This is a genomic window from Pseudomonas sp. 09C 129, from assembly GCF_002843625.1.
GTDB lineage: Bacteria > Pseudomonadota > Gammaproteobacteria > Pseudomonadales > Pseudomonadaceae > Aquipseudomonas > Aquipseudomonas chlororaphis.
The window spans coordinates 784,313-804,251 of sequence record NZ_CP025261.1 but is presented as its reverse complement, the minus strand read 5'-3'; the positions used below and the strand labels follow the sequence as shown (position 1 = coordinate 804,251).

General features: G+C 61.9%; 17 protein-coding genes. 5 read left to right on the top strand and 12 right to left on the bottom strand.

What is annotated here, in order from left to right:
- Positions 1-46 precede the first annotated feature (46 nt).
- From CXQ81_RS03725 to hslO, 9 genes are all read right to left on the bottom strand, one after another.
- Complete coding sequence (locus tag CXQ81_RS03725; RefSeq protein WP_101336516.1) at positions 47-1,279, bottom strand: 3-hydroxyacyl-CoA dehydrogenase; 1,233 nt, start codon at positions 1,277-1,279, stop codon at positions 47-49.
- Positions 1,280-1,391: 112 nt separating this feature from the next.
- Positions 1,392-3,326, bottom strand: coding sequence for an ATP-dependent DNA helicase RecQ (locus CXQ81_RS03720; protein WP_101336515.1), 1,935 nt, complete (start codon positions 3,324-3,326; stop codon positions 1,392-1,394).
- A gap of 188 nt (positions 3,327-3,514) precedes the next feature.
- Entirely contained in the window at positions 3,515-4,639 is a 1,125-nt protein-coding gene (locus CXQ81_RS03715) for a polysaccharide deacetylase family protein (protein WP_101336514.1), read from the bottom strand.
- A gap of 69 nt (positions 4,640-4,708) precedes the next feature.
- Positions 4,709-5,884, bottom strand: a complete 1,176-nt coding sequence (locus CXQ81_RS03710) for a tetratricopeptide repeat protein (protein WP_007931735.1) — start codon at positions 5,882-5,884, stop codon at positions 4,709-4,711.
- A 290-nt stretch (positions 5,885-6,174) separates the two neighbouring features.
- Positions 6,175-6,861 (bottom strand): hypothetical protein, encoded by a 687-nt coding sequence (locus tag CXQ81_RS03705; RefSeq protein ID WP_101336513.1) that lies wholly within the window; start codon positions 6,859-6,861, stop codon positions 6,175-6,177.
- Between the two features lie 163 nt (positions 6,862-7,024).
- A complete protein-coding gene (locus CXQ81_RS03700) occupies positions 7,025-7,255 on the bottom strand; it encodes a pyocin S6 family toxin immunity protein (protein ID WP_101336512.1) in 231 nt (76 codons plus the stop codon).
- Positions 7,252-8,457, bottom strand: coding sequence for a colicin E3/pyocin S6 family cytotoxin (locus tag CXQ81_RS03695; protein ID WP_101339375.1), 1,206 nt, complete (start codon positions 8,455-8,457; stop codon positions 7,252-7,254). The genes CXQ81_RS03700 and CXQ81_RS03695 overlap by 4 nt, the downstream gene beginning before the upstream one ends.
- Before the next feature lie 302 nt (positions 8,458-8,759).
- Positions 8,760-10,301: a phosphoenolpyruvate carboxykinase gene (locus CXQ81_RS03690; protein WP_087089600.1), complete on the bottom strand. Its 1,542-nt coding sequence runs from the start codon at positions 10,299-10,301 to the stop codon at positions 8,760-8,762.
- A 179-nt stretch (positions 10,302-10,480) separates the two neighbouring features.
- Complete coding sequence (hslO, locus tag CXQ81_RS03685; RefSeq protein ID WP_007931739.1) at positions 10,481-11,383, bottom strand: Hsp33 family molecular chaperone HslO; 903 nt, start codon at positions 11,381-11,383, stop codon at positions 10,481-10,483.
- Between the two features lie 101 nt (positions 11,384-11,484).
- Between hslO and CXQ81_RS03680 the strand changes: the two genes are divergently transcribed.
- Complete coding sequence (locus CXQ81_RS03680; protein WP_101336511.1) at positions 11,485-12,285, top strand: phosphatase PAP2 family protein; 801 nt, start codon at positions 11,485-11,487, stop codon at positions 12,283-12,285.
- Positions 12,286-12,424: 139 nt separating this feature from the next.
- Here the strand turns inward: CXQ81_RS03680 and CXQ81_RS03675 are convergent, their stop codons facing one another.
- Positions 12,425-12,823, bottom strand: coding sequence for an RNA-binding S4 domain-containing protein (locus CXQ81_RS03675; RefSeq protein WP_009041701.1), 399 nt, complete (start codon positions 12,821-12,823; stop codon positions 12,425-12,427).
- Positions 12,824-13,042: 219 nt separating this feature from the next.
- On the opposite strand from CXQ81_RS03675, the gene CXQ81_RS03670 reads away from it, so the two are divergent.
- Together CXQ81_RS03670 and rimK are read left to right on the top strand one after the other, a co-directional pair.
- A complete protein-coding gene (locus CXQ81_RS03670) occupies positions 13,043-13,525 on the top strand; it encodes an ATP-dependent zinc protease (RefSeq protein WP_007931742.1) in 483 nt (160 codons plus the stop codon).
- Positions 13,522-14,427, top strand: a complete 906-nt coding sequence (rimK, locus tag CXQ81_RS03665) for a 30S ribosomal protein S6--L-glutamate ligase (RefSeq protein WP_007931744.1) — start codon at positions 13,522-13,524, stop codon at positions 14,425-14,427. Before CXQ81_RS03670 ends, rimK begins: the two co-directional genes overlap by 4 nt.
- Before the next feature lie 92 nt (positions 14,428-14,519).
- On the opposite strand, the gene CXQ81_RS03660 is transcribed toward rimK, so the two are convergent.
- On the bottom strand, positions 14,520-15,833 hold the full coding sequence (locus CXQ81_RS03660) for an ATP-binding protein (protein ID WP_101336510.1): 1,314 nt from the start codon (positions 15,831-15,833) through the stop codon (positions 14,520-14,522).
- A 107-nt stretch (positions 15,834-15,940) separates the two neighbouring features.
- Positions 15,941-16,681, bottom strand: a complete 741-nt coding sequence (gene ompR / locus CXQ81_RS03655) for a two-component system response regulator OmpR (protein WP_007925257.1) — start codon at positions 16,679-16,681, stop codon at positions 15,941-15,943.
- A gap of 360 nt (positions 16,682-17,041) precedes the next feature.
- Between ompR and CXQ81_RS03650 the strand changes: the two genes are divergently transcribed.
- A complete protein-coding gene (locus CXQ81_RS03650; RefSeq protein ID WP_101336509.1) occupies positions 17,042-19,366 on the top strand; it encodes a Tex family protein in 2,325 nt (774 codons plus the stop codon).
- Positions 19,366-19,749 (top strand): PaaI family thioesterase, encoded by a 384-nt coding sequence (locus tag CXQ81_RS03645; protein ID WP_101336508.1) that lies wholly within the window; start codon positions 19,366-19,368, stop codon positions 19,747-19,749. The genes CXQ81_RS03650 and CXQ81_RS03645 overlap by 1 nt, the downstream gene beginning before the upstream one ends.
- Positions 19,750-19,939 lie beyond the last annotated feature (190 nt).

Sequence of the window (19,939 nt, the reverse complement as noted above, 5' to 3'; positions counted from 1 at the left end):
GTGTCTGGAAAGCGACCATGGTGTGGTCGATCAGGCGACGCCTATTTCAACCGATGGCCCGATGATCGGCAAACCCTTTGCCAGCCTGCACCAGCTCGTCAATCAACCGCGCCGGCTTCCAGTGCGCGCCCGACTCGGCTTGCAGCCGCAGCAGCCCTTGCTGGATGGACACCAGCCCCTGCTGGTCCGCCCAGCTCATCGGCCCGCCCTTGTCCGCCGCAAAGCCATAACCGTTGAGGTACACCAGGTCGATGTCGTGCGCCGAGCCGGCAATGCCTTCCTCGAGAATCTTCGCGCCTTCGTTGACCAGCGCCAGCAGGCAGCGTTCGAGGATTTCCTCGGGGCCGATGTCGCGACGACGGTAGCCCAGGCCTTCGCTGACCTCCTGAACCAGGGCATCGACCTGCACATCGTGCTCAGCCTGACGACTGCCGGGCTCGTACTGGTAATAACCCTTGCCACTCTTCTGGCCAAAACGACCCGCCTCGCACAGGCGATTATCCACCTGCACTTCGCGCGCCTCCTGGCCTTTGCCGGCCAGTTGCCGGGCACGCCATTCCAGGTCGATGCCGACCACGTCGTACATGCGGAACGGGCCCATGGCAAAACCGAAGCCCTGCAATGCGGCATCCACCTGATAAGGGAAAGCCCCTTCCAGCAACATCTTGCGCGCCTCCAGCACATAGGTGCGCAACATGCGGTTGCCGATGAATCCAGGGCAGTTGCCAGACACCACACTGACCTTGCCCATGCGCTCGCCCAGCGCCAGCGCGGCCTCGAGCACCTGCGGCGCAGTCGCGGCGCCCCGGACGATTTCCAGCAGCTTCATGATATGGGCCGGGCTGAAGAAGTGCAGGCCCAGCACCTGTCTTGGGCGCCGGGTGACTGCGGCGATGGCGTCGATATCCAGCGCCGAGGTATTGCTGGCGAGAATCGCCCGCGGCTGGAGCAGGCCATCGAGTTCGCGGAAGATTTGCTGCTTCAGCTCGAGGTTCTCGTAGATCGCCTCGATCACCAGGTCCACATCGCGGATCGCCGGATAATCCGCCGCCGCGCTTATCCGGGCCCGGCGCGCATCGGCCTCTGCCTGATCGATCCGCCCCTGACGCACGTTGTGTGCATAAGTCTCGGTCACCGCTGTCAGCGCCTGTTCGAGCATCTGCGGGTTGTTGTCCACCCACTGCACCGCGACCCCGGCATTGGCCAGGCACATCACGATCCCGCGGCCCATGGTCCCGGCACCGATCACCGCGGCGCGCTGAATATCGATCTGGCTCATAGTGGCTCCCCTGTAGGTGGCTCAAAGACGCAAACCACCATAATCAGGCCCAGGACATTTTTGAAATTTATTCCTGTGATGAGCGGCATTCAGCAGATGGATCGGGCAGGTATCAATCCTGGAGATGATGTTCGGCCCAATCGCGCACTTCGGCGTAGGGATAATCCTCGAGCACCGCGAAACCCGGGATCGACCGCGCCTTGAGTTTGGTGAACAGCGGCACGCTGATCCCACAGAGGAAACGCGTCAGCCGTTCCGCCCCTGGAACCGTGCCGCTGTATTGGTGGTGCCTGTGGATAAATTCGCCACACAGCGCTTCGAAGTTTTTATCCACAAGCGCTGGCAAGGCTGGCGGCTCCGGCAGGCGGGCCACCTGGCCATGGCATACCGAGCAATGCCCGCACCGCTGCGGTGCCTGGTCGTCGCCGAAATACTGCGCCAGGCGATACCCCAGGCACTGCTCGGTGGCGAACAGTGCGAGCATCGCGTGGATCCGCGCGATCTCGCTGCTTTCGTGCTGTTTGAAGTAGGCATGCAGTTGCTGGCTCAGGGTCGCGGCATCGAAGCCCGTCTCCAGCAGGTTGTAGACCTCGGTCATCTGCTTGCTTTCCAGCTCGACCCAGCCCTTTTCCTGGAAGTAGTCCAGGGCCTTCACCACCCGGTTACGCTCGGCCTGATGCTGCTGATACAGCGCGTCGAAATTCACCGTGGCCCAGGTCCGGGCACGGCTGGAGGTCTCGATGATCGCCGCCACGAAGTCCCGGCGCTCACCTTCGAAACGCGCCAGCAGCGCCTGGGGTTCCTCAAGGAACTTGAAGCGGTATTCGGCGAAGTAGGCGTAACGCGGCGCGATCAGGCCGCGCAGTTCCAGCTGCACCAACAAGGTCTTGAGCGGCAGCTGGCGGATATTGCTCTGGTCCGCCAGCGGCCCCAACAGGAACTCCCACTGCCCGTCGGGCGCCGCGCCCTGCAGCTCGTCCAGCACACAACGAATGCCTTCCAGCTCCGGCGTGTCGCCGTAGACGAAGTTTTCCAGCACGTTGAGGCTGTCGCGGTTGGCCAGCACCAGGCAGTCCGAAGGCTGGCCATCACGCCCGGCACGACCGATTTCCTGGCTGTAGTTCTCGATGGATTTGGGCAGGTCGAAATGCACCACGTTGCGGATGTCGCTTTTGTCGATGCCCATGCCGAAGGCGATGGTGGCGACGATGCAATTGGACTGACCCGCCATGAACTGACGCTGGATGGCCTCGCGCTGCTCATGGGGCAGGCCGGCGTGATAGGCCTGGGCCTGGATGCCGTTGCGACTCAGATGCTCGGCGATGTGCTCGGCGGTTTTCTGCAAGGTGACATAGACGATGCTCGGCTGCCCGGGACGCTCGCCCATCCACTGCACCAGGCGCCGGCGCTTGTCCTGGCCACGCACCGGCTCCACCAGCAGGTTGAGGTTGGGCCGGTAGAAACCGGTGGTCACCACATCCTGCCCGGCGATGGCGAATTTCCCCTGCATGTCAGCGATCACCTTGGGCGTGGCGGTAGCGGTCAACAGCAGTGCCTGGGGAATGTTGAACTGGCGCTGGTAGTCCGGCAGCTTGAGGTAGTCGGGGCGAAAGTTATGGCCCCATTCGGAGATGCAGTGCGCCTCGTCCACCACCAGCAGGGAGATCCGCACCTGCTGCAGGAAGTTGCGAAAACGCTCGTTCTTCAGGCGCTCCACCGAGATCATCAGGATCTTCAACTCACCGGAGCGCGCCCGCGCCATGACCTCGTTGGCGTCATCGCGGCTCTGCGCCGAATCGATGCTCGCCGCGGCGATGCCGTGCCGTTGCAGGAACGCCAGCTGATCCTGCATCAGCGCCAGCAACGGCGAGACCACCAGGGTCAGGTGTGGCAGCAACAAGGCCGGCAGCTGGTAGCACAGGGACTTGCCGGAGCCCGTGGGAAAGATCGCCGCCGCCGAGCGCCCGGCCAGTACCGCGCTGACCGCCGCCTCCTGGCCGGGACGGAACTGTGGATAACCGAAGACCTGTTCGAGGGTGTCGTGCATGAGCTGTCACTCCTTTGACCGCTGACATGCCTTGCAGACTGGCACAGGGTCGGGAAAAGGTCGGGGAAGAAAGGATACGGGATGATACAGGGAGGCGGAGAATACTGTCCGGCTGGGGTTATGCGGAGTTTTTCAGGGTGTATCGCGAGCCACCAAGCACCCGATGGCTCGCGATAAAAGTCGTGCTCTTACCGCGTCGCGCGGCAATCCACCCACTTCACACCATTGCTTTTGTTCGCGGCGATCAGCGTCGGCACTGCGGCAGGCGCCTTGTTGTGAATATCGTGGAACAAAATGATCCCCCGGCGCCACAGCAGCATCAGCGTCTGCACCCGCTGGCTCGCCGCACTGGCGCTGATGCTCTTGCTCCAGTCCTGGGAGTCGATGCCCCAGAGCATCACCTTGATGCCCTGGGCCTTGAAGAACGCCGGGCTGTCACTCGAACGCTGGCCATAAGGCGGGCGGAACAGCGGCTGGTAGTCATCCGGCAACGTGCCGCGCACCAGAGTCGCGGAACGGGTGATGGACTGCTGCCATTCGCTCCAGGCGCTGTGGGACTTGTGCGCCCAGCCATGCAGGGCAACGCACTGGCCGCTGTACAACTCGCGCATCTGCGCCGGCGACGACTTGCGCAGACGCGCCTGGAACGGCTCGCCCAGGACGAAGAACAATCCGTGCAGGTCGTTGGCCCGCAGCACATTGGCCAGCGTATCGGTGTGGCCGCCCGCGGCTGTCGGGCCGTCGTCGAAGGTCAGCAGAAACTGCCGGTCCGCCAATTCGTCGCCCATCAGCTCGGCGCTGTCGAAACGCTCGATCTCACTGCTGATCTTCGGAAACAACGCCGCCAGGCGCAGCTGTTCGTTCAGATACTGCTCATGAAACTGCCGGCTTGCCTGGGCCCAGGCGTCATAGGCCGGGCTGACCGTCCCGGTGAAACCCTGGGCCAGTTGCCGCAAGTCATCCAGGTTACGCACCGGCGGGCAGAAGGCGGCACCTTCACAGTCCTGGCTGGCGCTGTGGTAACTGCTGAGCAGGCGTATCCAGAAACGATCGCGCACTTGCTCGACCGAATGATGGTCCAGCGCCTTGACGCCCAGGCGCTGCTTGAGGCTGACATCGTCCAGCGCCTCGCTGGCCAGCAGGGCCTTGCCGAACATCAGGATTTCCGCGCGCGAGGCGGTATCGAAACCCGCTTGCGTGGCCAGCGAACCCGGCCAGGTGCTGCGGTCGATAGTGGCGAACACCATCGGGCCGGCAGCCTGGGCAACGGCCGTCCACAGGGACAACATCAAAGCAACAACCAGAACCCGCATAACAACCTCCATAAATGCATAACGCGCCGTGGGACGGCGCGTTATGGGGGTCAGATCAACACCCGTGAATCAACGGTTTTGCACACGCTCGATGGCTTTGTCGTACACCGGGTTGGCCTTCTGCTGCTTGGCCAACTGATAGTGACGCAGGGCATCGGCGAACTGACCGGCCGCTTCGTAGATCCGCGCGATGTTGTAGTAGGAACTGGCGCGCACGGTGGCCGCCGAGTTGCCGCTGGCCAGGGCGATGGCCTTGCGGTTGGCCCAGATCGACTCAGCAGTGTTGCCGGCTTTCTGATAGGCCAGGCCGAGGTTGCTGTAGGCCTGACCGTAGCCGTTGTTCAGCTCGATGGCCTGACGGTAGAAGTCGATGGCTTGCTGCAGGTTACCGGCGTGGTAAGCCTCTTCGCCCTTGCGGTTCAGGGTTTTCGCATCGGCTTGCGCGCTGCTGCTGACGGCGACAGCGGCCACTTCCACTTTGTCGTCGAGCAGCGGCGATACTTCGTTCAGCACGTCCTGCGCGTCGACGGTCACGCCGCTGAGGGTGTTGATGTCCTGGAAGTCGCCATTGCCGGTCATGCGGAACACGGTCCACAGGTTACCGCTGCGGTCCTGCGGCACGTAGTAAGTGCGCACCAGCGACTGGCCCATGTACACGAACACCTTGGCCTGGCTGGCAGAGAGCTGGCGGGACGCCGGGCGGCTCTGGTTGCTGTAGTCATGCACCGCGTACACATAGCTTTCGCCGTAGTGTTTCTTTTCCAGGGTGATGGTTTCCGGGCCGTAGCTGTCGACATCGTCGACGTCCAGGTGGGCGTCATCGCCTTGCTGGTTGCGGAAGTAGATGTTGTTGCCCGGGAAGATCATGTGCGAGTCGAGATCGCTGGGGTTCGCGCCCCAGGTCAGCACCACGCGCAGACCGTCGAGGTTCTGCATCACCGGGCTGATGGCATAGGTCATGCCGCTGCACGGGCACTTGACCACCAGGTTGGAATAGCCGGGTTTCTTGATGATCAGCAGGTTGCTGGGGTCATCGGCGAAGTCGGTGGTCAGGGTCACCTGGCCTTGAGCATTGGTACGACCAACCACGCTCTGCGCGCCATTGCGCTGCACCAGCACTTCGGCGTCGGCGATCTTCTGGTCCTTGACCACCGCACTCAGCACCTCGACCGGCAGCTGCTGCGCCGTCACCGAAAACGCCAATGCCCACAACGAAAAAATCGAAGTCACGCGAAACAATCGCATACCTAATTCCCTTTAAGTGTATGAAGTCGGCACCCAAAGGTACCCGGCAGATTTCGCGCGCACGATACACATTTTTCGGCGCGCGTGCTGAGTATTCGACGATTTGAAGAGCCAGCCTACAGGACTCCCTGTCCCGGACTATCCTGCCTCAGGGGCCAAGCGCTACGACCGCCCCGGTGCGGGCAAAGACGGACAGACCGAGTTGCGGTATGAACTCACGATGCCGGAAGAGGTTGGCCGTGACGGACTGCGACCGATGTGCAATCCGGACGACGACTGAAAACCTGAATTTACCTGGGGCGTATAACAACCCATTTTTTAAAAGAAGGATCTACTGGCTGCTCTGCTTCAATCGCTGCTGGGGTCTGGCTGATTTCCATGCCGTTACCGCAGAACGCAGTAAAAAAATCTCCATTGAAACGATAGAGATCAACGCTACTCACTGTCTCACAGGCATCGCTTGCAACTACTTTTAACGCTAGTTTGACGCGCAATGACTGATAGGTGTCGTACCAATCCTTGTAATACTCACGGGAGCGGGCGGCGGATGCGCCTGGTTTCAGGACAGTGCTTGCCACTCTTGCATCGAGAGGGCTCGATTCAAAATCCGCGTAGGGTTTGATCTCCTCGGGAGCAACAGTATAGATGCGCGCATCTCCGTGTTTCAGGTTGATTCGGACAACCTTAAGCTCTGCCTCTTCTGGATAAACCTTATAGACGACAGCCAGTGGTCCTAGCGAAGGGCTTGGCTTAACTCTACCTGTGTAAATGAATTTTTCGTCCATCTTCAGGTTGAAGCGCCTTGCTATCGAGTCGAGTCGATCCAGCCGCTTCTTTTCCTCGACACCGCTCTGTACAACCGTAACAGGTTTCAGGTTTTTCAGATCCTCAGGCAATGGCGAGCCCTGAATTTGTATATCTGCTTGAGCTGCACCGACAGCTGTCACCAAGGTCAATGGAATAACTATTTTCAACATTACATCCGGCTCCCTGGAGAGAAATCTTTCCTGTATTGCGCTGTGAGCAGCTCACAAATCGTTAAGTTGCCACCGCAATGACAAAAGCGGTTACTGGATTACTACGTTTATATGCTTCGTGTGAGTCGTCAGCAGGGGGCTCGGGGAAAAATCAGATCGAAATCTATCCGCCTGACGATGCCAGATAGAGATCCAGCCCTTCAGGAAACCTCACTGAACACAATTGCTCAATTTCAACAATCTGAGCAGCTGTTAATCGAAAATCGACACCAATACCGTCGCTGATTTCTGTCCACCCCATGACTGGAACCAGTTCGTCAGCAGACGCATTAATAGATACCTCAAACGCCAACTCGTCCTTTCCTGGCTCAAAGCCCATCACTGAAAACATCATGGCTCTATTCTCCTGCCTTTATCCGCGTCTTTTGTTTGCTTGCCTGTGACGTAATCAAACTCGCCTTGATGCCTTCCACGTTTGTTGTATTTCTCAAGAGCGCCATGCTGACGATCCCATTCATAAATATTACCCGCCCTATCAACCCAACGCGGACGTAGTCCACCACCTCCGGTTACAGGCGTCTTGGATCTGCCTCGCACAGCATCAGGGAAAGCCGGGAGCAAACCTTGAGGGGTGGGGTGATATTTATGATCAGAAACACTCAACACCACATACAGCGGCTGAACTCCTGACCCCGGCGGAAACACCAAAATAAAATCCCGATACTCCGGCGGATAAATCGGGCTGACGATGATCCGTTCCGCCGCTTCCGTCGGCGGGAAAATCCAGATCGGTGGTGTCTGTGGCGCCGCTTCCAGCGGTGGTATCCCTGCGGTGCTCGAGGGGTCCACCGCTGGAGTCCAGATAAGGGTGATGCCATCACCCAGATCGGCCACTTGCTGCTCATCACGAGCCTCAAACTCAGCCACCGGAATCATTTCCCACTCGCGGCGACCCTGGGTGTTGAAACCGTAGCCCTTGAGACTGCCGTCGGCCTGCTGTTCAACCCGCAGGCGCAAGCGGGTGCGGGCTTGCTTGAGGTTGCGTAGCTGCTCTTCGCTGTACAGCGCGCCGTCACCCAAACTCGATGGAGCGAGCAAGGCCACCAGCCCCAGCAACGCACCGGCCGCCACGCCCGAGGAGATCAGCCCCAAGCCACTGCCGGTGGTACCAGAACCCACGGAGACACCACCCAGGGTCAAGGCACCGAGATTGGCCGGCAGCGCGCCGCTGATACGCTTGAGGGGCACTCGCCCACCCGCCTCGACCTCACGGCCGCCCAACAGCGTCAACGCGCCGTAATTCGCCACCGAATCAGTGGGTATGAAGCCCGTCGGGGTGACGTAGTCGATGATTGCGTTCGGCAGCTTGCAAGACTTGGCAAATACGCAACCGACGGACGTTGGTTGCGATTCCACCTGTATGGTCGGCAGCCGCTCTTCATAGACCTGCTGACGAGCGAGCATCTGCTCGTAACCCTGCTGCGCCTCATCACGCTCGGCCAATTCGCTCGCAGTCATATCGCGCAGGCGACGATAACCACCGCCGTCAGCGTCGTAGTGCTGCCATACCTGGGGCACATCCTTGTTGCGGGCCATAGTCCTTTGCTCGGTCGCCTGGGAAACCCCGGCCTTCAACCGGGGGATCTCACGTTAACCAGTGCGAGGGGACCTTGGCTGTCAGGCAAATCCGAGCTGGTCGAGCGACTTTTCTTTTTCGTTCATGCCCTGCGATTGGCCCTAAACGGTCTACGACAGGACACAAGGATTTACCTTACAAATCGCATCGAATCTGGCTTATTGAACCGCTCGGACAAGCCGCCTAGTGTTTGAACAGGACTGAATGACGCCCACAAAAAAGCCGCCCCGAAGGGCGGCTTCTTGAACCACTTGCCCGATGCTTACAGCTTCGGACCGGCAGCCTTGATGGCGTCGCTCACGTCGAACTTCTTGAAGTTCTCGATGAACAGGCCGGCCAGGGCCTTGGCGGCCTCGTCGTAGGCGGCTTTGTCAGCCCAGGTGTTGCGTGGGTTGAGCAAACCGGTTTCGACGCCTGGAACGGCCAGTGGCACGTCCAGGTTGATGGTGCCCAGGTGCTCGGTCTCGGCACCGACCAGCGCGCCGCTCTGGATGGCGGCGATCACGCCACGGGTGGTCGGGATGTTGAAGCGCTTGCCAACGCCATAGCCACCGCCGGTCCAGCCGGTGTTGACCAGGTAGACCTTGGAACCGAAGCCGCGGATGCGCTTGATCAGCAGCTCTGCGTATTCGCCTGCCGGACGCGGGAAGAACGGTGCGCCGAAGCAGGTGGAGAAGGTCGACTTGATGCCGGCGCCCGAGCCCATTTCGGTCGACCCCACCAGAGCGGTGTAGCCGGACAGGAAGTGGTAGGCAGCTTGTTCTTCGCTGAGGATCGAGACTGGCGGCAGTACGCCGGTCAGGTCGCAGGTCAGGAAGATCACGGCATTCGGCTCGCCACCGAGGTTTTTCTCGGAACGCTTCTCGACGTGCTCCAGCGGGTAGGCGGCGCGGCTGTTCTGGGTCAGGCTGCCATCGGCGTAGTCCGCCTTCTTGGCGTCGTCCAGCACAACGTTTTCCAGCACGGCGCCATGCTTGATGGCTTTCCAGATGACCGGCTCGTTCTTCTCGGACAGGTCGATGCACTTGGCATAGCAACCGCCTTCGATGTTGAACACCACGCCCTCGCCCCAGCCGTGCTCGTCGTCACCGATCAGGTAACGGCTTTCATCGGCGGACAGGGTGGTCTTGCCAGTGCCGGACAGACCGAAGAACAGGGTCACGTCGCCTTCTTCGCCAATGTTGGCGGCGCAGTGCATCGGCAGCACGTCGGCGGCCGGCAGCAGGAAGTTCTGTACCGAGAACATGGCTTTCTTCATTTCACCGGCGTAGCGCATGCCGGCGATCAGCACTTTTTTCTGAGCGAAGTTGAGGATCACGCAACCGTCGGAGTTGGTGCCGTCACGCTCAGGAACGCATTCGAAGTTGGCCACGTTGAGCACCTGCCACTCGTCACGGCCAGCCGGGTTGTACTGGGCCGGATTGATGAACAGGCAACGACCGAACAGGTTCTGCCAGGCAGTCTGGGTGGTCATCTTCACGGCCAGGTAGTGCTCGTCGGAAGCACCTACATGCACATGGGAAACAAAATGCTCTTGCGCGTTGTTGAACGCCTCGACGCGAGCCCACAGGGCATCGAACTTGTCGGCCGGGAACTTGCGGTTGATCGGGCCCCAGGCGATAGCGTCCTGGGTGCTCGGCTCTTCAACGATGAAACGATCGACTGGCGAACGGCCGGTACGGTGACCGGTACGAACAACCAGCGCGCCGGTATCGGCAAGCTCGCCTTCACCGCGCTTCAGGGCTTCTTTGACCAGATCATCAACACTCAGATCGGTGTACACGGCGTTATTGGCTTGCGTCATGAGGTTCCCCGTCGGCCAGTGGCCGAGTGCTCCAAACGTTTTGTAGTAGAAAGTCGTGCACTACTACCGCGAAAAAAGTGCGCCGGATTATGCCAGAAAAGCCCAAAAAGAGTAGGGCCCTCCCGTCAGAACGGCGTTAATCCGGCGCTTGCCAGGTGATTTACCTGCGCTGAACCGTTTTAGTGACGAGTATCTGACGGCGACTCGACACCCGCTCCGGCGAACAATTGGCTGATATCGGCCGCATCGAACAGGTAGCGCTCGTTGCAGAACTGGCAATCGATCTCGATGCTGCCGCCGTGTTCGACCACCAGCTTCTGCGCATCTTCCAGACCCAGACTGACCAGCGCATTGCCCGAGCGTTCCCGCGAGCAGCTGCAACGGAAGCGCAACGGCTGCACATCGAACAGGCGCACGGCTTCTTCATGGTAGAGGCGATGGAGCACGGTTTCGTTGTCCAGGCTCAGCAGTTCGTCGGCGGTCAGGGTGCTGCCCAGCGCGGTGATGTGCTGCCAGCTGGCGGCGCGCTCTTCTTCATCCTTGAGGCGGTCGGCCGGCAGTTGCTGCAGCAGCAGGCCACGGGCGCGACGACCGTCGGCGTGCAGCCAGAAACGGGTACCGACCTGCTGGGACATGACGAAATAGTTGGTGAAGCATTCCGACAGGGTGGCGCCATCCAGGTCGACGATGCCCTGATAGCGCTGGCCGTGGGTCGGGTCGACGGTCAGGGCCAGCACGCCATTGGGCATCAGGTCGGCCAGGGTCGCATCCGGGGCGATCTGCTCCGCGTCGTAGCGGGCCAGACCACGGATCTCGCGCTCGCTGGAGCACTCGATCATCAGCAATGGCACCGGGCCTTCGGAACGGGCCTGGAGGATCAGCAAGCCATCGAACTTCAGCGTGCCGACCAGCAGCGCGGCCGCCGCCATCAGCTCGCCGAGCAGTTGCGCGACCGGCTCCGGGTAAGCGTGTTTGGCGAGCACTTCGGCATAGCTGCGCTCCAACGCCACCAGCTCGCCGCGGGCGTCGCTGTCATCGAAGATGAAGCGTTGGGTGAAGTCGGTATCCGGCAAATGAGTCATAGGTTTGGGTATCTGAAGTGATGACAAAATGGTTACAAGATATGAAAATTGCGTTTTTTGCACTGTTACGGTGCGCGATTTTCTGCCATTGGAGGCATTTTATGAACAATCCGGGTTTGTTCCAAGCAAGGTGGAACCTCGGCAAGCTGGTGTTGTGCAATTTGCTCCCTCTGGCACTGCTGGGTTTCTGGTTATGGCCAAGCGGGCACATGCTTTGTGTGATGTTCGACGAATGGCTGTTCCGCCTGCTGAATGCTCCCCTTGCGAGCAACTCCACCTGGCTGCATATCTGGGCCGTGGCCAGCCTGCGGCCTTTCGACGCGATAGTCGGGCTGATCCTGCTGACCCTTTTGATCCGCGGTGACTGGGTGTTCAAGGCCGTGGACATACGCCGGGCCTTTTTCGGCTTCCTGTCGATCCTGGTCTTGATGCTGATTATCCGCTTGTGGTTCTCCAGGCTCGCCGACGCCATGGACTGGCAGCACGACAGCCCGTCGATGATGCTCCAGGATGCCGTGCACATGAGCGACTATTTCCCGCACTGGGAAAAAACCTGGGAGCTCAAGGACCGTTCCAGCCAGAGCTTCCCCGGTGACCACGCCTCGGTGCTGCTGATCTGGGCGCTGTTCATGAGTGTGTTCAGCCGCGGCGTCGGCCAATTCCTGGTGATCTGGGGCCTGACCCTGCTGTTCATGATGCCGCGCCTGGTGGCCGGCGCGCACTGGGGCCAGGACGACTATATCGGTGGCGTGCTGCTGGCGGTCTGGGCACTCGGCTGGGGCTACTACACCCCGTACGCGGCCAAGGCCTCGGACTTCCTGCTGCGGGCGACCAACCCGCTGTTCAACCTGCTGGGCAAGCTACCGCTGCTGTCGCGCCTGAGCGTGGTGCGGGCGGCCTGACTCTTCGGATTTGCTGCTTGTCGCGGCTTTGCCGCGGATCGCGAGCAAGCTCGCTCCTACAGGGGGTTGAGCGGTGCGCCGGCTGTGTAGGAGCCAGCTTGCTGGCGATTGAACCCGCAGGGTTCAGAAGGCCAAGGGTCTATTCGCTGCTGCGGAATTTGAACAGGTCACGCCGCTGTTTCTTGGTCGGCTTGCCATCGGTGCTCACACCCAGGGCGCCGGCCTTGCGCAGGGCCGCGGCGTTTTCCCGCTTGGCGATGCTGGCTGCGGTTTCCGTATAGAGAGCCTGCGCCTCCGGCGCCCCACGGCGCACGATCGACAGGGCCTGGACCACCACGGTGCGCTCGTCGAAGCCGGTGCGTATCTCATACTCGTCGCCGATCCTCGGCTCCTTGCCCGGTTTGCAGCGCTCGCCACGGTGGTGCACCTTGCCGCTTTCGATGGCGGCCTTGGCCAGCGCACGGGTCTTGTAGAAGCGCGCCGCCCACAGCCATTTGTCCAGACGGACCTTGTCGTCGTCTTCGGCTTTTTGTGCCATGGCATGTCCTCATTCTGAAATATTTTCGAACTGTACTACCGTTTCTCTCGTGCCATGAATTGCGATGGCTCGGTTTAGAATGCGAGGCTCTGCAGCAGCCCGTCCGGGCGCTGTGGATCCGGGCCTAGATATCTGTCGCCTTTTACCCATTATTCTGCGTGAATACCGCGAATTCGGCCGCTTGACGGTACGAGCGGGTTCCTCAGCGGTTGAGCACATTTGAAGACATTTGACCATTTGACCGTCGTGGGTCTGCGCGAGTGGGTGGCGCTTCCGGATTTGGGAGTCGCCGGCCTGCGCGCCAAGATCGATACCGGCGCCAGCACCTCCAGCCTGCATGCCACCGAGATCGAGCCGTTCGAGCGCGACGGTGAGCAGTGGGTGCGCTTCAACGCGCACCTGGGCAGCGTGGTGCAGTTGCGTCACCGGCGTTGCGAAGCACCGCTGGTGGCGATGAAAACCATCAAGAGCTCCAACGGCCAGGCACAGGTGCGCTACGTGATCAGCACCACCCTGGCGCTCGGCGATCGGGTCTGGCGGGTGGAGTTCACCCTCGCCTGCCGCAAGGCCATGCGCTATCGCCTGTTGCTCGGTTCCAAAGCCCTGATCGATGGCCAGTTGGTGGTCAATCCAGGGATCAAATACGTTCAAGACAAACCGGTGTTCCCGGTGTCCACTACCTCTGCCACAGGTGTTGCATGAAGATCGCTGTGCTGTCGCGTAACCCGCGTCTGTATTCCACTCGTCGCCTGGTCGAAGCCGGCACCGAGCGTGGCCATGAAATGGTGGTGGTCGACACCCTGCGCGCCTATATGAACATTGCCAGTCACAAACCGCAGATCCACTACCGCGGCAAGCCGCTGGAAGGTTTCGATGCGGTGATTCCACGGATCGGCGCCTCGGTGACCTTCTACGGCTGCGCGGTGCTGCGCCAGTTTGAAATGATGGGTGTGTTCCCGCTCAACGAGTCGGTGGCCATCGCCCGCTCGCGGGACAAGCTACGCTCGTTGCAACTGCTGTCCCGGCGCGGTATCGGCCTGCCGGTGACCGGCTTCGCCCACTCGCCGGACGACATTCCCGACCTGATCGAGATGGTCAACGGCGCCCCCCTGGTGATCAAGGTGCTGGAAGGCACCCAGGGCATAGGCGTGGTGCTGTGCGAAACCGCCACGGCGGCCGAGTCGGTGATCGAAGCCTTCATGGGCCTGAAGCAGAACATCATGGTCCAGGAGTACATCAAGGAAGCCGGCGGCGCCGACATCCGCTGCTTCGTGGTCGGCGACAAGGTGATTGCGGCGATGAAGCGCCAGGCCAAGCCCGGCGAGTTCCGCTCCAACCTGCACCGTGGCGGCAGCGCCAGCCTGATCAAGATCACCCCGGAAGAACGCATGACCGCCCTGCGCGCGGCCAAGGTCATGGGCCTGAGCGTGGCGGGCGTGGATATCCTGCGCTCGAACCACGGGCCACTGGTGATGGAGGTGAATTCCTCGCCAGGCCTGGAAGGCATCGAGACCACCACGGGCAAGAACGTGGCGGGGATCATCATCGAGCACATCGAGAAAAACGGTGGCCCGAACATGACCCGGACCAAGGGCAAGGGTTAAGGGCAGCGGCAAGCTTTTAGCTGCAAGCTGCAAGCTGCAAGAGAAAAGCGACTCCTCACTTGCCGCTTGTAGCTTGTAGCTTGCCGCTGCCTTCAAACCGCATCCCTGGGCAGCAACAACCCCAACGGCAAGCGCACTCGCGCTTCCAGGCCGCCATCGGCGCGGTTGCGCAATTCGACATTGCCCCCGTGCATCGAGGCGATCCGCTTGACGATGGCCAGGCCCAGGCCGGTGCCCTTGCCACCCCGGGCACGGTCGCCTCGGGTGAAGGGGTTGAAGATCGCCTCCAGCTCCGACGGGTCGATGCCCGCGCCACGGTCCATCACACTCAGCACTACATAAGGCGCGCTGGTGTCGCCCGACACATAGGCCGCCACTTCGACTTCGGTACCAGCGTGGTTCAACGCGTTGCCGATCAGGTTGTTCAACAGGCGCTTCATCGACACCCGACGCAGCGGGAACGGCGGGATCGGCTCCAGGCGCAAACGCACCTTTTCATCGTTCTGGTTGTAGGGCGCCGCCACTTCGCGCACCAGATCGCTGAGATCGACCTCCTCCACCGATTCGTCGCGGCCGTCGCGGATAAAGGCCAGGAACTGGTCGAGAATCGCGTCCATGTCTTCGATGTCGCGGACCATGTCGTCGGTCAGGTCGTTGTGGCTGCCCATCAACTCCAGCGACAGGCGCAGGCGGGTCAGCGGCGTGCGCAGGTCGTGGGACACCCCCGCCAGCATCAGCTCGCGTTCGCGCCCGGCCTGTTCCACGTCCTCGGCCATCTGATTGAAGGCGCGGTACACCTCGGTCATCTCGCTCGGCGTATCGCTGATCGGCAGGCGCACGCTGCGCCCCTGCCCCAGTTGCCGGGCGGCATAGACCAGGCGCTTGAGCGGCTGGTTGAGCTGGCTGACGAAGATCCACGCCGACGCCGTGGACAACAGGCCGATCGCCAGGAACCAGCCGAGCACGCTCCAGATCTTCTGCCCCCGCAGCGGGTGCGGATACAGCGGCACTTTCAGCCAGCCGTCGCCCAGGCTCGGCGCGCGCACCCAGAGCGCAGGCGGCGCATGCATGCGCAGGCGCACTTCAGTGTCGGCGCCCAGTTCGGCCTGCATCTGCCGCTGATAGATCTCGCTGTAGGGCCAATGCTGCTCGCCCGCCGGCACACCGCTGCCGATCACCTTGATCAGCCCGGCGGCCTCGGCGATCTGGTCGCGGTTGGATTCGTCGGCGGCCCAGTAGGCGCGCAGGGTCAGGGCCACGCCGTGGCTGTACTGGCGGTCCACCAGCACGTCCTCGTTCATCAGCAGATAAACCAGGGTCAGCGCCTTGGAGAACAGCACCACGATCAGCACCAGCCAGAGGGTGCGGGAGAAGAAGCTTTGCGGGAACCACAGCGGGGTTTTCATAAACAGCCATTACACGCTTTGCAGGAGCGAGCCGCGCTCGCAGAGTTGCGGAATGTGAGCGCCCGGGTCGTGTGCCGGCCCGGGCGCTCGCTCCTACAAATCATCGGTCACTTGGTGGTGGTGCCATCCGGCACGAACACATAACCCACGCCCCAGACCGTCTGGATATAACGCGGCTTGGACGGATCGGGTTCGATCATCCGGCGCAGGCGGGAGATCTGCACGTCGATGGAGCGCTCCAGGGCATCCCATTCGCGGCCACGGGCCAGGTTCATCAGTTTGTCGCGGGTCAGCGGCTGGCGAGCGTTCATCACCAGGGCCTTGAGCACCGCGAACTCACCGGTGGTGAGCATGTGCACTTCGGCGCCGCGCTTGAGTTCGCGGGTGGCCAGGGACAGCTCGTAGTCGCCGAAGGTGACGTTTTCGTCTTCGCTGCCCGGCGCGCCCGGCACCGGAGCCGACTGGCGACGCAGCACGGCCTTGACCCGCGCCATCAGCTCGTCGGGGTTGAACGGCTTGGCCAGGTAATCGTCGGCGCCCAGTTCCAGGCCCTTGATGCGGCTCAGCTCGTCGCCCTTGGCGGTGAGCATGATGATCGGGATCTGGTTGTTCGCACTGCGCAGGCGGCGGCATGCGGTCAGGCCGTCTTCGCCAGGCAGCATCAGGTCGAGGACGACCAGGTTGAAGACTTCGCGACCCAGCAGACGGTCCATCTGCTCGGTGTTGGGAACCGCGCGGGCACGGTAGCCCTTGCTGACGAAGAAGCGCTCCAGCAGGCTGCTCAGCCCGGGGTCATCGTCAACGATAAGAATTTTTTCGCCTTCGGCAGTTTGTGCAGTGCTGCTCATCAGATGCTCCTTTTATCTCGGTGCGCATTATGGCGTAGCTGCCGTTATACGCACCGTGTGCATTGTTAGCAGATTTTTCCTCTACCGCCAGAAAACCCGCCGTCGGCCGCCAGTGGGCCGATACCCCCGAAGACTGGAACGCTGGTTATAATGCGCCGCCTTTTGTGTCAGGCAACGTCTGATCGTTACCGCCCGTGGCCATTTTTTATTTTTCCCGGCCAGGCAGTAATTGTTCGATTTCACGGGTCAACAGGCAGCCTTTTGATCCAGGCAGCGGCGCACGCCAGGCCGCTCAACCAGACTCGCCAAGGCCAATTTTCCGTGCCGGCGAGCCTGCTTCACAATTTGTCAGGTGGTTTTATGGACAGCATCAACAGCCGCATTGCCGAGGAACTCGGCGTACGCCCACAACAGGTCGAAGCGGCCGTCGCTCTATTGGATGAAGGCTCCACCGTGCCCTTCATCGCCCGCTACCGTAAGGAAGTGACCGGCAGCCTCGATGACACCCAGTTGCGTCATCTGGAAGAGCGCCTGCGCTACCTGCGAGAACTCGACGAACGGCGCATCAGCATCCTCGCCAGCATCGAGGAGCAAGGCAAACTGACCCCGGAGCTGGCCCGCGACATCAAGCTCGCCGACACCAAGACCCGCCTCGAAGACCTCTACCTGCCGTACAAGCAGAAGCGCCGCACCAAGGGCCAGATCGCCCTGGAAGCCGGCCTCGGCGAACTGGCGGACGGCCTGTTCAACGACCCGAGCCTGACCCCGGAAAGCGAAGCCGCGCGCTTCGTCGACGCGGAAAAAGGCGTGGCCGATGTGAAGGCCGCCCTCGAAGGCGCCAAGTACATCCTCATGGAGCGCTTCGCCGAAGACGCCAGCCTGCTGGACAAGCTGCGCAACTACCTCAAGCAGGAAGCCACCCTCAGTGCCCGCGTGATCGCCGGCAAGGAAGAGGAAGGCGCCAAGTTCCGCGATTACTTCGAACACGACGAACCGCTCAAGAGCATGCCATCGCACCGCGCCCTGGCGATTTTCCGTGGCCGCAACGAAGGCATCCTCAGCTCCGCGCTGAAAGTCGGCGACGAACTGCCGGGCACCATGCACCCGTGCGAAGGCATGATCGGCCAGCAGGTCGGCATCCAGAACCAGAACCGCCCGGCCGACAAGTGGCTCGGCGAAGTGGTGCGCTGGACCTGGAAGGTCAAGCTCTACACCCACCTGGAAACCGACCTGCTGGGCGAGCTGCGCGATAGCGCGGAAACCGAGGCGATCAACGTCTTCGCCCACAACCTGCACGACCTGCTGCTGGCCGCTCCGGCCGGCCCGCGCGCGACCCTGGGCCTCGACCCGGGCCTGCGCACCGGCTGCAAGGTGGCGGTAGTGGATGCCACCGGCAAGCTGCTGGACCACGCCACCGTTTACCCGCACGTACCGCACAACAAGTGGGACCAGACCATCGCCGTGCTGGCCGCGCTGTGCGCCAAGCACTCGGTGGACCTGATCGCCATCGGCAACGGCACCGCCAGCCGGGAAACCGACAAGCTGGCCGCCGAGCTGATCAAGAAATACCCGGCCATGCGCATGACCAAGGTCATGGTCTCCGAGGCCGGCGCTTCGGTGTATTCGGCGTCGGAACTGGCCGCCAAGGAATTCCCCGACCTCGACGTGTCGATCCGTGGCGCGGTGTCCATCGCCCGCCGCCTGCAGGACCCGCTGGCCGAGCTGGTGAAGATCGATCCGAAATCCATCGGCGTCGGCCAGTACCAGCACGACGTGTCGCAGCTGAAGCTGGCCCGTGGCCTGGATGCGGTGGTCGAGGACTGCGTGAACGCCGTCGGCGTGGACGTCAACACCGCGTCCGTGGCCCTGCTGGCGCGGATCTCCGGCCTCAACACCACCCTGGCGCAGAACATCGTCAGCCACCGCGATGAAAACGGTGCGTTCAAGACCCGCGCCGCGCTGAAGAAGGTTGCCCGCCTTGGTGAAAAGACCTTCGAACAGGCCGCCGGCTTCCTCCGCGTGATGAACGGCGACAACCCGCTGGACGCGTCCGCGGTACACCCGGAAGCCTACCCGCTGGTGCAGCGCATCGCCGCCGAGACCGACCGCGACATCCGCTCGCTGATCGGCGACAGCGGTTTCCTCAAGCGCCTGGATCCGAAGAAGTTCACCGACGAGACCTTCGGCCTGCCGACCGTCACCGACATCCTCCAGGAACTGGACAAGCCGGGCCGCGACCCGCGTCCCGAGTTCAAGACCGCCGAGTTCCAGGAAGGCGTCGAAGACCTCAAGGACCTGCAACTGGGGATGATCCTCGAAGGCGTGGTGACCAACGTCACCAACTTCGGTGCCTTCGTCGACATCGGCGTGCACCAGGACGGCCTGGTGCACATCTCGGCGCTGTCGGAGAAGTTCATCAAGGACCCGCGTGAGGCGGTGAAGGCCGGCGACGTGGTCAAGGTCAAGGTCATGGAAGTCGACATCCCGCGCAAACGCGTCGGTCTGTCGATGCGCATGAGCGACACCCCGGGCGAGAAGATCGACGGCGCTCGTGGTTCGCGCCCAGGCTCGGCGCCACGCTCGTCGGGCAATAGCGCCCCGCGCAAGGAAACCGTGACCGCGGCCCCGACCAACAACGCCATGGCGTCGCTGTTCGCCAACGCCAAGCAGTTGAAGAAACGCTGATGGAGATCCCGGCCGGCTTGACCGAAAGCGCGTTCAGCCAACTGCTCGGCTGCCGTCTGCAGCGCCTGGAGGTCGGGGCAGCCGACGTCGCCCTGACACTGACGCCGCAGCTGCGCAATCGCGGCCAGAAGCTGCACGGCGGGGCGATCTTCAGCCTGGTCGACATCGCCATGGGGCTGGCCTGTTCCAGCTCCCACGGCTTCGACCAGCAGAGCGCGACCATCGAGTGCAAGATCAACTACATCCGCGCCGTCGCCGAGGGCGACGTGGTCTGCCACGCCCGGGTGCTCCACCCGGGCCGCCGCACCCTGGTGGTCGAGGCCGATGTGATGCAAGGCGACAAACTGGTCGCTAAAGCACAAGGCACGTTCGCTGTTCTATAGCCCCTCAACCTCGATTTGAGTTAATTTCGGCGCTGCACACACGGCGCCGGAGTTTTTTTGCGCGTGCAAGAGCCAGATCAAGGATGAAGCAATGGCGTTGCAAAGCGGGCCGGCAAGGCTCAACGACCAGGCGAAAACGCCAGTTTCAACTTCACCCTTGTAGACCGTCCTGCCCACCCCCATATTGGGG

Excerpts from the sequence above, each read along its gene's own strand:
- CXQ81_RS03650 (WP_101336509.1), top strand. The coding sequence starts at position 17,042 with ATGGACAGCATCAACAGCCGCATTGCCGAGGAACTCGGCGTACGCCCA.
- CXQ81_RS03695 (WP_101339375.1), bottom strand. The coding sequence starts at position 8,457 with ATGGCCCGCAACAAGGATGTGCCCCAGGTATGGCAGCACTACGACGCT.
- CXQ81_RS03645 (WP_101336508.1), top strand. The coding sequence starts at position 19,366 with ATGGAGATCCCGGCCGGCTTGACCGAAAGCGCGTTCAGCCAACTGCTC.
- CXQ81_RS03725 (WP_101336516.1), bottom strand. The coding sequence starts at position 1,279 with ATGAGCCAGATCGATATTCAGCGCGCCGCGGTGATCGGTGCCGGGACC.
- hslO (WP_007931739.1), bottom strand. The coding sequence starts at position 11,383 with ATGACTCATTTGCCGGATACCGACTTCACCCAACGCTTCATCTTCGAT.
- ompR (WP_007925257.1), bottom strand. The coding sequence starts at position 16,681 with ATGAGCAGCACTGCACAAACTGCCGAAGGCGAAAAAATTCTTATCGTT.
- CXQ81_RS03690 (WP_087089600.1), bottom strand. The coding sequence starts at position 10,301 with ATGACGCAAGCCAATAACGCCGTGTACACCGATCTGAGTGTTGATGAT.
- CXQ81_RS03675 (WP_009041701.1), bottom strand. The coding sequence starts at position 12,823 with ATGGCACAAAAAGCCGAAGACGACGACAAGGTCCGTCTGGACAAATGG.
- CXQ81_RS03705 (WP_101336513.1), bottom strand. The coding sequence starts at position 6,861 with ATGTTGAAAATAGTTATTCCATTGACCTTGGTGACAGCTGTCGGTGCA.
- CXQ81_RS03680 (WP_101336511.1), top strand. The coding sequence starts at position 11,485 with ATGAACAATCCGGGTTTGTTCCAAGCAAGGTGGAACCTCGGCAAGCTG.
- CXQ81_RS03715 (WP_101336514.1), bottom strand. The coding sequence starts at position 4,639 with ATGCGGGTTCTGGTTGTTGCTTTGATGTTGTCCCTGTGGACGGCCGTT.
- CXQ81_RS03660 (WP_101336510.1), bottom strand. The coding sequence starts at position 15,833 with ATGAAAACCCCGCTGTGGTTCCCGCAAAGCTTCTTCTCCCGCACCCTC.
- CXQ81_RS03700 (WP_101336512.1), bottom strand. The coding sequence starts at position 7,255 with ATGATGTTTTCAGTGATGGGCTTTGAGCCAGGAAAGGACGAGTTGGCG.
- CXQ81_RS03720 (WP_101336515.1), bottom strand. The coding sequence starts at position 3,326 with ATGCACGACACCCTCGAACAGGTCTTCGGTTATCCACAGTTCCGTCCC.
- rimK (WP_007931744.1), top strand. The coding sequence starts at position 13,522 with ATGAAGATCGCTGTGCTGTCGCGTAACCCGCGTCTGTATTCCACTCGT.
- CXQ81_RS03710 (WP_007931735.1), bottom strand. The coding sequence starts at position 5,884 with ATGCGATTGTTTCGCGTGACTTCGATTTTTTCGTTGTGGGCATTGGCG.